The sequence below is a fragment of the Halomonas sp. NYA30 genome, assembly GCF_976980765.1.
The window spans coordinates 3,347,733-3,362,161 of sequence record NZ_OZ334477.1 but is presented as its reverse complement, the minus strand read 5'-3'; the positions used below and the strand labels follow the sequence as shown (position 1 = coordinate 3,362,161).

General features: G+C 54.7%; 11 protein-coding genes and 1 pseudogene. 11 read left to right on the top strand and 1 reads right to left on the bottom strand.

The annotated features are described in order from the left end of the window. The first annotated feature begins 247 nt into the window (after nucleotides 1-247). The gene (locus ACWI0H_RS15685) at nucleotides 248-664 is read left to right on the top strand and encodes a DUF6088 family protein (RefSeq protein WP_485873909.1); all 417 of its coding nucleotides are present in this window, start codon (nucleotides 248-250) and stop codon (nucleotides 662-664) included. Between the two features lie 140 nt (nucleotides 665-804). Here the strand turns inward: ACWI0H_RS15685 and nadS are convergent, their stop codons facing one another. Next, nucleotides 805-993, bottom strand: coding sequence for a NadS family protein (nadS, locus tag ACWI0H_RS15680; protein WP_485873908.1), 189 nt, complete (start codon nucleotides 991-993; stop codon nucleotides 805-807). Nucleotides 994-1,416: 423 nt separating this feature from the next. On the opposite strand from nadS, the pseudogene ACWI0H_RS15675 reads away from it, so the two are divergent. The 10 genes and pseudogenes from ACWI0H_RS15675 to ACWI0H_RS15630 form a co-directional block, all read left to right on the top strand. Further along, nucleotides 1,417-1,659 (top strand): annotated as a pseudogene (locus tag ACWI0H_RS15675) (glycine zipper 2TM domain-containing protein); the annotation flags it as partial. 42 nt (nucleotides 1,660-1,701) lie between these two features. After that, nucleotides 1,702-2,250, top strand: a complete 549-nt coding sequence (locus ACWI0H_RS15670) for an SH3 domain-containing protein (protein ID WP_485876250.1) — start codon at nucleotides 1,702-1,704, stop codon at nucleotides 2,248-2,250. Between the two features lie 161 nt (nucleotides 2,251-2,411). Continuing rightward, complete coding sequence (locus ACWI0H_RS15665; RefSeq protein WP_485873907.1) at nucleotides 2,412-6,767, top strand: peptidoglycan-binding domain-containing protein; 4,356 nt, start codon at nucleotides 2,412-2,414, stop codon at nucleotides 6,765-6,767. Between the two features lie 120 nt (nucleotides 6,768-6,887). Beyond that, nucleotides 6,888-7,298: a hypothetical protein gene (locus ACWI0H_RS15660; RefSeq protein WP_485873906.1), complete on the top strand. Its 411-nt coding sequence runs from the start codon at nucleotides 6,888-6,890 to the stop codon at nucleotides 7,296-7,298. Between the two features lie 614 nt (nucleotides 7,299-7,912). Further along, entirely contained in the window at nucleotides 7,913-8,491 is a 579-nt protein-coding gene (locus ACWI0H_RS15655; RefSeq protein ID WP_485873905.1) for a DUF2726 domain-containing protein, read from the top strand. Then, nucleotides 8,481-8,987, top strand: a complete 507-nt coding sequence (locus ACWI0H_RS15650; RefSeq protein WP_485873904.1) for a hypothetical protein — start codon at nucleotides 8,481-8,483, stop codon at nucleotides 8,985-8,987. Before ACWI0H_RS15655 ends, ACWI0H_RS15650 begins: the two co-directional genes overlap by 11 nt. Nucleotides 8,988-9,002: 15 nt before the next feature. After that, nucleotides 9,003-9,272: a hypothetical protein gene (locus tag ACWI0H_RS15645; RefSeq protein WP_485873903.1), complete on the top strand. Its 270-nt coding sequence runs from the start codon at nucleotides 9,003-9,005 to the stop codon at nucleotides 9,270-9,272. 72 nt (nucleotides 9,273-9,344) lie between these two features. Beyond that, nucleotides 9,345-10,646 carry an IS1380 family transposase gene (locus tag ACWI0H_RS15640; RefSeq protein ID WP_485873902.1) on the top strand — a complete coding sequence of 434 codons (1,302 nt, stop codon included), beginning with the start codon at nucleotides 9,345-9,347 and terminating at the stop codon, nucleotides 10,644-10,646. A 497-nt stretch (nucleotides 10,647-11,143) separates the two neighbouring features. Next, the gene (locus ACWI0H_RS15635) at nucleotides 11,144-12,160 is read left to right on the top strand and encodes an IS30 family transposase (RefSeq protein WP_101145547.1); all 1,017 of its coding nucleotides are present in this window, start codon (nucleotides 11,144-11,146) and stop codon (nucleotides 12,158-12,160) included. 260 nt (nucleotides 12,161-12,420) lie between these two features. Then, nucleotides 12,421-14,421 carry a TonB-dependent siderophore receptor gene (locus ACWI0H_RS15630; protein WP_485876248.1) on the top strand — a complete coding sequence of 667 codons (2,001 nt, stop codon included), beginning with the start codon at nucleotides 12,421-12,423 and terminating at the stop codon, nucleotides 14,419-14,421. Nucleotides 14,422-14,429: the final 8 nt, after the last annotated feature.

The window sequence follows — 14,429 nt, the reverse complement described above, 5'->3', positions numbered from 1 at the left end:
TGGAATGCCAATCGGCCGAATTATTTGCCAAGCGAGTGGTGACATACCGAGCTTGCTTTTGATCGGCTCACAAGCAAGAGGTATGCTGTAGAGAATATGCGGCGCTTTAATTTTTTATTTAACCTTTAAGTAATTGATTTTAATTTATTAAAATAATATTTTATAATTTATGATGTCGTGTTTTTGTATTTTTAGGTCTGAAGGTATAGAGTAAAATCCGTTATTATCCAGCTACTGGAGGCGTTACATGACCACTCAAACGCTCGAGTCACGCATTCGTGAAAAAATTCGCAAAAGTCGGCGAATGGTATTTCTACGTGATGATTTCGCTGCACTGGGTGGTTATGACCAAGTTGGCCGTGTGCTTCGACAATTGGAGGCGCAGGGACGATTAGTACGTATTGGTAAGGGGCTATACGCCAAAGCGCGCCCAAACCGTATTACGGGCAAACCAATGATTGCAGCGCCTGGTGGCTTTGACCAGGCTGCCAAAGAGGCATTGAACCGTCTATGGGTGCAGTGGAAGCCAGCCAGTGCCGAAAAGGCTTATCAGGCGGGCCGCACACAAATTCCGGCGCGGGTAGTGGTCAAAGTAAAAGGCCGATTTAATCGGCAGATTGCCTACGGCAAACACCACTTGAGTATCGAGCGATATTCTTCATAAATATTAACTAGATATTGACACTGCATTCATACTGCAAATAAAGCGTTAATGTGAAGCAAGTTCGTTGAAAAAAGCAGGGTTGTCCTGAATCGTTGCCAATACCTTTGCGGCTAGCCCTTAGGGTTACGGCGCTTGGACTTTCACCTTTTGATGGTGTCCACACTGGTTCCCATAGCCTCGGCAAACTCGGCTTGAGAGACGTGTAGTTTTGCTCGGATGGCTTCGACATCAGCCACTTCATGGCGTGTTATGCGGCTGGCTTGCGCTTTGCCTTGTTTTATCTCAACGGCTTCCTGCAGCGATGTTTGCAGTTCGTCAAAAATGCTCATTTGGAAACCTTTGTCTTCAATTGGTGGGCAGTATTTTCAGTGCAGCCTTCAGCGGGCGTTAAGCTGTCCTTCGTACTCTTGGGGTAGACCAGTATCAGGCACAGGAACGTGCTCTCCGTGTGGCGGTTGGGCTTGGAATAGCTGCGGCTTCATCGTGCCAGTACTGCCCCACCTGGCCCCCTGTCAGCGCCAATAGTCGAGGCGTTGAACCGGCATTCACCGCAAGGCTCAGTTTATCCCCTCTGCGCTAGATATTTGTCATACGCCGAGTATGAGTATCGTCAGCGTGCTGTTGTAGAAAAAAACCTATTGATACATTTTGTTTCAAAATCTAGGCTCAATGAACTTGGGGAAGACCGGTGCATGGGACTCGGTTGAACTTCGTTAGCTGGATCGCGGGTAGTCCTTCAACAGCGAGGAACGATGATGTCGAGAATAACAACGATGACACGGCGGCCTTTGAAGGCGCTGGCGATGGGCGTGGCAACGGGCGGCCTGGTGTTCTCGCTATTGGGTTGCGAGACCACCGGGGGCAGCTTTCAGCCCGACACGCTTGGCACCCTCATCGGTAGTGGAACGGGCGCCCTGATTGGTTCGCAGATCGGCGGGGGGCGGGGAAGAATTCTGGCCACGGGCGCCGGCGCAGTTGCCGGTGCACTGATCGGGCGGGAGATTGCACGACACCTGAGTCAGTCCGGCCAGGAGAAAATGGTACAGGCCAACCAGCGGGCCCTGGAGACTGGACAGCCGCAAGAGTGGCAGGACCCCGAAACCGGTGCCAGTGGCCGCACGGAGGTCACCGCACGCACTACACAGCGCAGTCAGGTTCCCGTCAGTGTCAAGCGTGACCGCATCGAGCAGTTGCCTCCCATCGACCTGATTGGCGAAACCTACGTTGCTGACAGCAGCAGCAATATCCGTGGGGGACCCAGCACCGAATATCGCAGTGTCGACTCGCTCGCAGCGGGCCAGCACGTTCAGGTTGTCGGCAAAGTGCAGGGGAGCAACTGGTACCTCATCTCGGAAGATGGCGCCGCCAGTGGTTTTGTGGCAACGCGGCTGCTGCGCCCGGCGCCAGCCGGACAGCGGGCACCCGCTCCCACTCAACCCGCTGCCGGTGCAGATACGATGCTGGTCGAGGCCAACCAGACCTGCAGTATCAACTCCACCACTGTGACACAGCCGGATGGTTCCACTGTCCAAGAACGCATACGTATGTGCCAAGGTCCCGATGGCTACATCATCGAAGAGGCGTAACTGCTGCGGTGCCATGCTCTTGCACCTGGGAGCATGATGGCGAAATCAAAAATCGTGTGGCACCGGCCGGAAACGCTCCGTTTGGGAAGCTTACCAATGGCCGGCGTCGAGCAGGGCCTGCGTGACAATGCGCCCAGCACACACCAGCTAGGGGGCACCACATGCATACTCTTGTCGCTATTGTCGCTACGCTTGCCCTTCTGCCATGGCTTGCCACCCCGTCTCAGGCATCGGAGCGCACCGTTGCCCGGATGGGCGGGCTGCAGGCCACCATCAGCCAAGCAAGCCAGTGGTGCGGCGAGACGGTCGAGGTTCGCGTTCACGCACCAGATGCCGCACAGCTGAGCGACGGCACTCGACAGCTGCAGCTTCTTGCCGGTGGCGTTCGCCAGATACTTGGGTTCGAGTGCCCCGCCATCCAGCAACTGCGGCTGATCGGCAGCGTTGCCGGTCAGACTATCGGGACCTGGACTCACACTGCTGATGGCCAGCTGATCGCGGCCCAAACGGCCGCTCCTCCCGTCTCCCTTGTCCAGAGTACCTCGATCGGCCGTGAGGAGATTGCCGAAGCCCAGCAAATACTCTCCGAGCTGGGGTATGAGCCCGGCCCGGTGGATGGCCTGATGGGGCCGAATGCGAAAAGAGCTATTCAGCAATTCCAACGTGATCAGAGACTTGCCGTCGATGGAGCGGCAAGCCCACAGCTCCTTGAGAAATTAAGGTCTGTGGTGACAGCTCGACAGTTTGGGCCGGTCGTGGCGGGCACGGATCAGTCCGTGTCCTTCGGTCTGCCGCAACAGCGGGACGCGCAAGCGCCAACTGCGGCCGCTGCCCCAGCGGCCCCCGTGCCCGCCGCGACCGACGGGAACGACGCCGTGCAGGCCGCACTGTTCGGGTGGGCGCTTGCCCAAAATCCCGAGTCAGCGACGGTTCCTCAGTATCAGCAATTTGTGCCGCGGATGGCCTTGCCACCTGATGCGCCGCTGCCGCCGCAGAGAGGGATCACCGGCCCCGAATTCGAGGCCTTTCTGCGATCTCTTGCCGCCTTTTACGCGACCAAACCCGTTCCCTCGCGGCTCCGGCTGGAATTTCCCGCAACCCTGCGCCAGCACGAGATGCGCGACGGCTTGCGCCTGTATTCATCGGGCCGGGATATCGAGGGGGTTCATACCCTGACCAACCTTTCGCTCAACTGGCGGCAGTTGAGCTCATCGCTTGCGCTGACAAGCCAGAAACCGTTCTATCTGCCGCTGCCCGACGGGATGGTGGCGCCGGAGTTGGAGAAGGGAGGTAACAGGGTCAAGGACAACCTGCTGTTGAGCGTTGTCTTGACCATTTCGACCCCCGCCATCGAGATACGCGGCGGATATTTTCGCAAGTTCACCGCCGAAGCGAAGATCGAACATGTGTCACTGATACGGCGGACCGAGCGGCGTGTGGATGGGAAATACGTGTCTGAACCAGACCGGGTGGTGCTGAACTGGACGCCCGAGTCCGGCGCGACCATGGCAACAGGCGCGCCGCGCCCGACGGATCCCGCCGGGATGGTCGCCGTGTTCGGCGGAGCGGTTAGTTCGGGCCGTTACGTGCCGGAATGGGACACCAACGCCTCCAAGGGGCGCGCTCTGGGGGTCGAGACCGGGATCATCAACAAGGGCCAGCAGACACATTCCATCGAAACGGCCCTGGCCTTTGGCACGCTTCTGGCGGCCGGGCCGGACCGTGCCATCGGTGCCGATGCCGCGCATGAGGCGATCCGCTACCTGTTGACAGAGCGCGAGGCCTACGATCTGTTTCCGGTTGCCTATGTGTCGAACCCCGAGGGCATGAACGAGATCGAGCGCCGCGCCGCGCTGGAGTCGGCGCAGCCGAGCTTACGGGCGATCTTGTCTGGCAGGATGCCGCAACTTCCCTTGCAGGTGCGCGACGTGATGTCGGTTGTCGTCAGTGACTATGATTTTACCTTGAAGGGCTTTCCGCTGCGCGCGCAGAACGGACGCTGGGCACCACGGGATCCGCTGACCGGTCAGGCGATCAAGGATCTGGTGCCGTCCTTCCTGCCGATGGAAGAGGCCGAGGCCTCGGCCCTGTTGTCGATGCTGGAGCAGAGCGGCGAGCGCACGCGGATGCTGCATGCCGCGGTGGATTACACACTGAGCGATGCGGTGGTGCGGGCAACGGCCAGCGGGCCGATCAGTGTTGCGGAACTGGGATTTGTCAGGCTGGGCACGAAAGTCGATGCGGTGACGATTTTTGCCGACCGGGCGCTGACGATACCCGTGGCCCAACCGGTCACCGCGGCGCCGCAGGACGATACGGGGCCGAAACCTTTGCCGAATGAGGTGTTCGCCACGACGGGCAAGTCGCTTCTTGGGGCTATGGGCCGTTTTCCGGGGGGGGAGGCGGCCATAGGCGCTGCGTTGAACGGTCTGCGCGATGTGGCCCGCGCCCCTGCGGATCAGCGTCCAAGGATGGTGGCCTCGATGACGGAGGACATCACCGCCGCCGCACATGATGAATACTGGATCGGTGCGCATTGGAACTTGCACGCATTTGATGCGGAGGCGGGCGGCTATCCGGTTAGGGCGGTCCGCTTCCGCGGGGTGCCGCATCGTGACGATGTGTCAGGCTTTGCCTCGCCACCGCTTCAGGGTGAGGCCTCGCATGCCTATGAGGTGTTGCGTATTGATCCGGAGCGGCGCGAGGCGTTCGAGGCCTATCTGGATCTTGACAGGGCGGGGCATCGCGACGGCATGCGGCTGACCAGTAATATCCGCGTGCGCCCGGTGGGGGTGAAGGACGACAGATCCGGTGCGATCCTCGTATTGTCCGCGCCATCGGAGATCATGCTGGGTCAGTCGCAGGGGAATGGCGATCTGCTGAGCGATGATGACAGGTTCCTGATCGCTGCGCCGCCCAAGCTGGGGCCAAGCACTGAGGACACGCCGCAGATCACCCCACCCGAGGTGCTGATGTTGGATCACGAGGGGATCGACCTGCTGGCCATCAGCGTCGCCCCCGAAGCCTATGACGATGCGTCCTACACGCGCATGCTGGTCGAGCGTCTGCTGAAGGAGCGCGCGCTGGCCGGAGCGGTGGAGAACGTGGTGGTGCCCAGCTCGGTCGACTGGGGGCGGTTCTTCGAGAACCCGACCCTGCACGTGACCCCGCCCGAGATCGAGCGGCTTGTCCCGATCTTTCGGGAATGGACACTGGCACGGGCGGCGCAGCTTCCGCCCCGCGTGGCCGTGCCGCTGAGTTTCGAGATGAAATGGCATCCAGACAGCGGGTGCATTGGTATGACAGAGGTCAGGGCTAACGCGGTCGGGCGTCGCAATACCTCGGCCTATGACGGTGTCGCCCAGCATATGCCCGAAGCCACCCTGCCGGATGAAGGGATGAATCTCGGCCGAAGCGGGCCGTCGCGCGCAGGTCCGGATCGTTTCTGGGTGTCCGAAGGGCGGGCCGTCATAGATAAGACTCGCGCCGATTGCGGCTATATTAGTCGCCAGATGGGGCACAACAGTGATGTGCCCGCGCTGGCCGACGCGCCCTATGCCGATGCGCTGGTTCAGATCAGGGCGCAGCCCACGCCGCAAGGCCCGGGAAGGGCCGCCAGCGCCACATATATCGCCGATATAGATGAGGTCCGCTTTGCGCGTGCTTCGCCCGCCCGGATGGATGGGCCGGATCTTGTCGGGGTCGTTACCCTGAGTGTCACGCCTGTTTTGCTGACGAAACATGTCCGCAACAACGTCGGCGAACTAGAGATTTCAGAGCCGATCGGGCCGGATGACTGGAAGGTGCCGGAGGCGGTTCCACCGCAGGCGCTGGACGTGGTGGGCCTGACCCTGGGGATGCCGCTGGCGGCCTTCGAAGCGGCCGTCAGCGAGAAAATCCCCGATCCAGTGGTGTTCGCGCCGTCCAGGCCAGTGGAGGGGTTGTTCGGGACCGCCAAGGGGTTCCTGAATCCTGAGACGCAAGAAGCCTTCATGGCGATCTATGCGCCTGCCCTGGAGGGCCAGCCCATTATCGGCATTATGCGTCGGCTTGAAGTGCCGATCGACAGCGCCACGCCCGCGGGGCTGCGACGGTCGCTCGAGGGGAAATACGGGCCTCCTTCGCTGACGGAGGGAGGGCGATATATGTTGTGGGGCACCCTGCCCGAAGGCGAGGATCAACTGGATTTCTGCGGTGGTATCCTTACGGTCAGCAGCGGCATGGGCAGCGACATACCCAATATGACGACGCGGCAGACCGACAGGTTCGAGAACGAATACAGCCTGCCGCGCCATGGGTTCTGGTTCGCGGCAGGCTGGCCGCAGGACAAAAGCGGGGGGCCGTCCTATGCGATGAAAGACCCAGCGCGCTGCGGTCCCGTCGTCGCCGCTACACTATCTGAGCGAGATGATGGCACCACGCTGGGCGTCTTGCTGTTCGACCGCAAGCTGGCAGAGACGCAGCGCGACGCGCCGCCGGTCGCGGCCGAGATCGAGGAGGTAGATATCGACCTGTGATCCCGCGCGTCCTGTTGGGCCAGCGGAAAGCCATTTTTTGTGCCACGGCGTTGTGATCCTGAATGCGGGTCACATGTTGATGAACATACAGTTGCCATAGCTGTGGCGAGGATTCATCACATGATTGTCGGTTTTCCAGACTTTCAGGTCCAGCACGTCAGGCTCCGGCAGGTTGTTGATGTCCTCCAGGCTGTCATCCTTCAGCCAGAAGATATCCAGGTTGAGCTTGTCGCGCTAGACCAGCTCGTCATGGTTAAAACAGCGGAAGCGCTCGGTCTCCTGGCGCTCGTGGTAGCAGCGAACGAAGTCATCGAGGTCGGCATGAGTCAGGCGCTTAGTCTTCAGGGTCTTGTGAATGTTAGTGCGGTAGTCGCAGACCCACAGCTCTCTGGTCTGGGCTTCCCGGAAGGCCGGGAGCTTGTCGAAGAACAGCACGTTGTCCGGCAGCACCACGTCGAAACGATTGCCGCCGTTGCCGCACAGGTAGAGGTTTATGGCACTCAGCCGCACGACCTCATCGACGATATCTAAGCCTTGTAGGGCGCTGCGCTTGAGCTGACGCAGCTTCTCGCGATCCTGGCTCTGGGTCTTGATGTGTTCGAAGGTGGAGAGCAGGAAGCCCCCCGGCGCCGGATCTTACTTCGGAGGCGTTGCGCTCCAGCAAGTCCTCGTAGATGGCTCCCTTAACCTCGATCTCCAAGCCAACCCAAGGGCCTTCCTTGTCGATCAGGCTGACCACCCTCTTGAGCTTGGCCGGATCGGAGAGCTTGTTCTAAGCCTTGCGCAAGAGGATGCCGATCAGCCCACTTTCGCGGGCCAGTGCTTCCAGGGTGTGACGATACTGAAGCTCCAGCTCGTCGCTTTCCTTCACCACCAACTTGGCCCAGCGCTACTGGCTATCAGGCTACCGTCACCTAGCCATTATTGTTGACTAGAAGACGTAATCGGTGGTTTCCTACTCATAATATAAAGTAAAATTAAATCTCAGGTGAGTAATTTGAGTCCTCGTTTGGTTTTACATTTTTGGCCAAGCTGGCAAAGAAAAATTTGAAAAAAGCGCAAACAGAGCCGAGAACGGATATCAACTAGTAAAAAAGGTTGTTGATAAATGCTTCCAGAGTGGCTGTGAATAAAGAGGAAAGGAAATGTTTGAAGGATTGGGGATAACTGGAGCTTTTTTACAGAGTTTATGGCCTTCTTTGTTAGGCTTAATCGCGATATTTGCATTAAAGGTAATGTTAAAAAATAAAACAGGTAAGAAAAGTAAGAAGGGTAGAGGTTTAAAAGATGATACAGAGTCTTTGTCTTCTGTATTGCTTGAAAAAGGTAAGGCCTATGTAGGAAATGAGTTTTTAATGACACCGACTGAAAGAGATTTCTACAGATTTCTTGAGAGTAAATATGGTGATAAATACTATATTTTTGCTCAAGTACGCGTTGCCGATGTTATTAAGCCGAATGTGAACCGATATTTTTCTAAAACTAGAGAATATCAAGCACTGTTTAGGCAAATATCGCAATGGCACTTTGATTACCTCCTATGTCAAAAAGAAGACTTTCGTATTCACTGTGCGATAGAACTCGACGATCCTAGTCATAAAAGGGCTGATAGACAGCGTAGGGATAGGATTTTGAATGCTGTTTGTAGGGATGGTGGCGTTGTTTTGAAGCGAATGCGTTTGAGCCATGAAAATAAGAAGGTTGAGGTTTTTAATGGAAAGTAAGGGATTCGTACTCGTTGGTTTTTTTGCGTTTTGGTTAGGGGCATGTCTTGCATTTATAGTTAACATTGATGCTGAGAATATTACGATTCTAACAGCAGCAACGGTTGCAGGGTTATTAAGTTATATGACAATAATAGTGTCAGAGGAAAATGAAAAAAATAAAAAAGAAAGAGATTCTTTAGATTATATTAGGATGGTTTGTCAGTCGTATCAAGAAGATTTAATAAAGCTTGTAATGGTAATGGCTTATAGAACAATAGATTTCAAGATGTTAAAGGAGGAAAGGAAAAAACTTTCAGAAGCAGTAAAGAAAAAGCATGAGGAGAATGACAGAAAAGGTATTGATGCTCTTGAGGATGAAGTGAACCAAGTAATGGAGAAAGTAAATAAGGGTGTTGAGGAAAGCAAAGAAATTATTGGGAAAATGCAGTCTTTGATTTCTAAGGGAGAAAAGCTAAATACTTACTTAACAATATGCGAAAAATCCTTTAAATAAAATAAGTTAAGGGAAATGGGTGGAATAAAAGAATTGGTTTTAGAGTTAAATAATTGTGTAGAAATATATGCTCGTTCAAACAATCCCTATGCTGATGAAAGTTTTCTTAGTATTGAGAAAGGGTTAGTGGAAAATATTCAGAATAGAAACGAAGACTTAAAGATTGCTTTGCAGCGCGTGATGATTCAAGAGTCAAGTAAAATACCTGAAAGAAAAAAAGAGGTTTTTATTTATATATGTATGGTGATTTTTGTTTGCCTAGCCTGGATTTCTCACGGGGTATAAAAGAAAGCGGCTGAAAGTGCTATGATTTCAAGAACCTAACCAATCCATCAAGCACCAACAGCCGCTTCCAAAATGGTACCTGAAAAACTGACCTTCTCGCCACTCTCACGCCGCCAAATTGAAGCCGATTTCTCTGGGGGCCACATCACCTCCGATGCTGGATTGCTCTTGCTACGGGAAGTTGATAAACAACATCGTCTGACGCACCGCTTGGCCTCCGTGCTTCATGATCCCCGCGCATCGGAACAGGTTCGTCATAAACTCGACATCATGGTTCGTCAACGCGTATTCGGTGTGGCGGCTGGTTACGAAGATTTCAATGACCATGAGACTCTACGTTACGACCAAGCGCTTCAGACGGCGGTCGGTGAAAAAGAGGCGCTGGCGGGCAAGTCTACGCTGTGCCGGAGTGAGCAGAACGCCGATCGACAAGCGATGGTGAAGGCCCATGAGTTGCTGTGGCATCACTTCATTGAACAGCATAACGAACCACCCAAGGAGATCGTACTGGACTTTGATGGCACCGATATTCCCGTGCACGGCGAGCAACCCGGCAAGTTTTTTAACCGCTATTACGATCACCATTGTTACTTCCCGCTGTACGTCTTCTGTGGCCGCCATCTGCTGGTGAGCTATCTGCGCACCAGTGACCACAGCGACAGCCACCACAGCTGGGCCATCCTGGCGTTACTGGTGCGGTTTATTCGCCAGTACTGGCCCGATACGCGCATTGTGTTACGAGGTGATAGTCACTTTTGTCGTCCCCGGATGCTCAACTGGTGCGATCGACATCACGTCGACTACATCGTGGGTATCGGCAAGAACAGTCGGCTGCTCAAGGAAGTGGACGTGCCCATGATGCTGGTGCGCAAGACCCAATGGCAGGTGGGAGGGAAAGTAGCAGAGACGTTCCGCTTCCAATATCAAGCCCACTCCTGGAAATACCCACGCTGGGTGGTGGCCCGTCTGGAAGAAGGCGAACTGGGCTCTAATCCCCGGTTTATCATTAGTTCCCGTTATGACGACGGCTTCAAGCTCTACTACGAGCAGTACTGCGCTCGGGGCGACATGGAAAACCGAATCAAGGATCAACAACTGAGCCTGTTTGCTGACCGGACCTCCAGTACGCACTGGTGGGCCAATCAGTGGCGGCTGATCTTATCGGGCTTCGCCTATACGCTGCTCGAGCGCTTACGCACTTACCTGAAGAAGACGCCTTTCGCGCGCATGAGCCCAAGCAACCTGCGGCTAAAGCTCATTAAGGTGGGCGCGGTCATCATCCGCAATACGCGCCGAATCCGGGTGTTGATGAGTGACAGCTACCCCTATAAAGCGCAACTATCCGATCTCGTCAGGCGGTTGGTGCCGAACTGAATGCTCGGGCTCCCCCGGCCCGACGCAATGGGGGAAAGGGGGAAGTGTGTCTGAACGACGGAAAGTGGTTAAAAAGTAGGCAATTTAAGATGTACCAATAGGTTTTTAATAGCATGGCGGCCTGGGTGCGGTACTTGCTGAGGTGCTATGAGAAATCCGGGCTAGGATATCTCGTCTCAGAGGGTTACAAAACAGCTTAAATATTCTAAGCTAATGACGAAGAAGGGGCCACAAAGTGTCAACGTTGATGAGCAAAATAGACGTGCTGAGGCAGGTACTGTTTAAGTAGATAATTGAAACAGCAACCAAAGGCAATTATTGGCATGCTATTCACACGGCTCATAGCCCCTTGGTCGTAAGTTCAAGTCCTGCCGCGCCCACCAATTTCATGACAAATCCGTCATGCCTCTCGTAGAAGCACACTTGGCGTTTTTTTATGCCTCTTGGCCGCAGAAACTGAGTGCAACACCTTAAAATTTTAGTAAGGTGTTGGATTTATGGCTTATACAGAACTCAGTATCGAAGAGCGTTCCACCATTCAGGTCAGTCTTTGGCAGGAGATGAGCCTCCGACAAATAGCCAATATGCTGCAACGATCTCCATCCACCATCAGCCGCGAAGTACGTCGCAATCAAACTCAGCGCGGTACTTACCATGCTCGTCATGCACACACCCATCGTTGTGCCAGGCGTGTTGCTTGCCGCCCTAAGCCCAAGCTGCTTCTGGGCAGTGGTCGCTTTGAGCTGGTCATGTATATGCTCCGCCACCGCTTGTCTCCAGAGCAAATCGCAGGCAAGCTCCGACGCATGATCATGCCCCGATTTGAAGATGCTTACGTTTGTCGCGAGACGATTTACAGCGCCATTTACGCGTTACCTGTGGGTGAGCTTAAGAAAGAGTTGATCCACTGCCTTCGCCAAGGTAAATCAACGCGTAAACCTCGTCGTGGCCAGGTTGATCGGCGTGGGCAAATACCCGATATGGTGAGCATCCACCTTCGACCACCAGAGATCGAAAGGCGTGCCATGCCAGGACACTGGGAAGGCGACTTAATCAAAGGTAAGAACAATGCCTCTGCGGTTGGCACGCTAGTCGAACTAAGCAGTGGATACGTCATTCTAGCCAAACTCAACGATGCAACGGCCACCTCGGCGGTGGAAGGGTTTAGCGCAGCGCTCAACCGGATGCCGCTAGCGGCGCGTAAAAGCATGACGTACGACCAGGGGCGGGAAATGGCCAAACATGCGGACATCACCCAGGCAACGGGCGTTGCTATCTACTTTTGTGATCCACATAGCCCATGGCAACGGGGTAGCAATGAAAATATCAACGGCCTGATACGACAGTATTTACCGAAAGGAACCGATCTCTCTCGGCACACTCAAGAAGAGCTAGATGCTATTGCGCTACAGCTGAATATGCGACCTCGGAAGCGATTTGACTTTAGGTGTCCGATTGAAGTGCTGGGTGAGCTGTTAGCGAAGCATCAAGACAATCCACCCGCTGTTCATTAACGAGTGTTGCACTCAGAGTCTGCATCCAACCCTGCGTTCCTTAGCCCACCTGTCGTGAAACATTCCGTTCCACAGCCCTGTCTTGCCTCATCGTGCTTATTGTGGATGTGAATAAAAATCCGTATCATTCGCTTTACTATAATAGAGATACGCTTTTTATCACCTTTGAGGCCCTCTTCATGCTCCGGAACACTAAGCCCTTCGCGCGTTTACCGCTCGCTGTCGCCGTGCGACGTTCACTTATCCTACCTCTAGGCGGCATGCTGAGCGTTGTTCCGCTCACTGTGCTTGCTCAAGATGAAGCCACTTCCAACGACACCGTGGTAGTGACGGCTACTGCACTTAAGGTCGACACACCGCTGGTAGAAACGCCGCGCCCGGTGTCGAGCGTTGACCGTGAAGAGTTGGAAACCCGCAACGTTCAGCAGTTAGATGAAACGTTCCGCTATCGTGCGGGCGTGCTTTCTGGCCACTATGGTAGTGATAACAATACCGATTGGCTCAAGGTGCGTGGTTTTGATCAGTCTACCTATCAAGATGGTCTGCGCATTTACCGTGAAGGGTTTTATCAGTGGCTACCCGAGCCTTATGGGTTGGAGCGTATTGAGGTCTTTAAAGGGCCGTCATCGATTCTCTACGGTGAGGCGCCTCCTGGTGGCTTGATCAATGCGGTAAGCAAGCGTCCTACCGAAACGCCCCAAGGGGAAGTCAATTTGCAGCTTGGCAACCGCAACCATCGCCAAGTTGGGATTGATACCAGCGGGCCGCTGGGTGAGTCAGACGATGTACGCTATCGCTTAGTGGGTATGTACAAAGAGCGCGATGGCGATTTAAACGCTACGGATAACGAGCGTTATTACTTTGCGCCGAGCCTAGCGGTGGATTTTAGCGAAGACACCACCGTCACCTTTTTAGCCAGTGTGCAAAAGGATGACGGCGTACCGGTCAACGGATTTAAGCTACCTTACGGCACCGTCCAAAACACACCTTTCGGGCGTATTGATCCGCAAACCAATTTGAGCGAGCCAGGGTACGATAAGGACACACGTACCCAATGGGGGCTGGGTTATGAGCTACAACATAACATTAATGACACCTGGGCGTTTGAACAAGATTTACGCTACAGCGAGTTAGATTTAGAGCTGCGCAGCAGCTATGCGCTGTCTATGGTCGATGATCGCCGCGCCTCACGCGGGTTGGTATATCGTGATGGCTCTATCGATAGCTGGACTGTCGATAACCGCATGGTGGGTACTTGGTACGGTGATCGTACCGAGAATACGCTGCTGCTAGGGGTTGATTACCAGAACCTAAGCCTGAGTGGTCAGGAAGGGGACGATTACGCATTCGGTGATCCGATCGATATTTTCGACCCAGTTTATGGTAACTACACACCAATTGCTCAAGATGATCTGTTGAGTCGGGAAATCGATAAAGAGCAAACTGGTTTATATGCCCAAAACCAACTGCGCATAGATGACCGTTGGGTGCTGCTGGGTGGTGTGCGTTACGACCAGGCCGAAACGGATAATAGCAACCTAACGGCGGGCACGACCCAGCGTTCAGACGATGACCAGGTATCTTGGTCAGGTGGCGCAATGTACCTGGGTGAAAACGGTGTTAACCCCTATATCAGCTATACCGAGTCGTTCGACCCAGTGGGTCGCGTTGACAGTGATGGCGAGCTTTACGACCCCCGTGAAGGGCGGCAGTGGGAAGCCGGTGTGAAGGTGGCTCCCTTTGGCTGGGATGGCTATGTAACGGCTGCCGTTTTTGATTTGCAAGAAAGCAACACGCTGGTGAACTCACCGGCAGGCTTCCAGGTACAAGAAGGGGAGCGCACCTCTCAAGGTTTCGAGCTGGAAGGTGTTGGCTATGTGACCGATAACCTTCGAGTGACAGCGGCATACACCTACAACGATTCGCGCTTGGAAGAAGATGAACGCGCGCCGTTGATTCCGCGTCACCAAGCTTCCACCTGGTTAGACTACGCCTTTACCGGCGGTGCGTTAAATGGCGTTACCCTGGGCGGTGGCGTGCGTTATGTGGGCAGTACTGTTGATACCAGTGTCGCAGATAACACAGAAGTGGATAGCTATACCCTGGTGGATGCCATGGTGGGTTACGAATTTGCCGATGGCTGGGAAGCTCAGGTTAACGTTAACAACCTCACCGATAAAGAATACGTCGCAAGCTGTGAGTACTGGTGCTATTACGGCGAGTCCCGCAGTGTGATCGGCAGCGTGAAATATAGCTGGTAAGAGGTAAG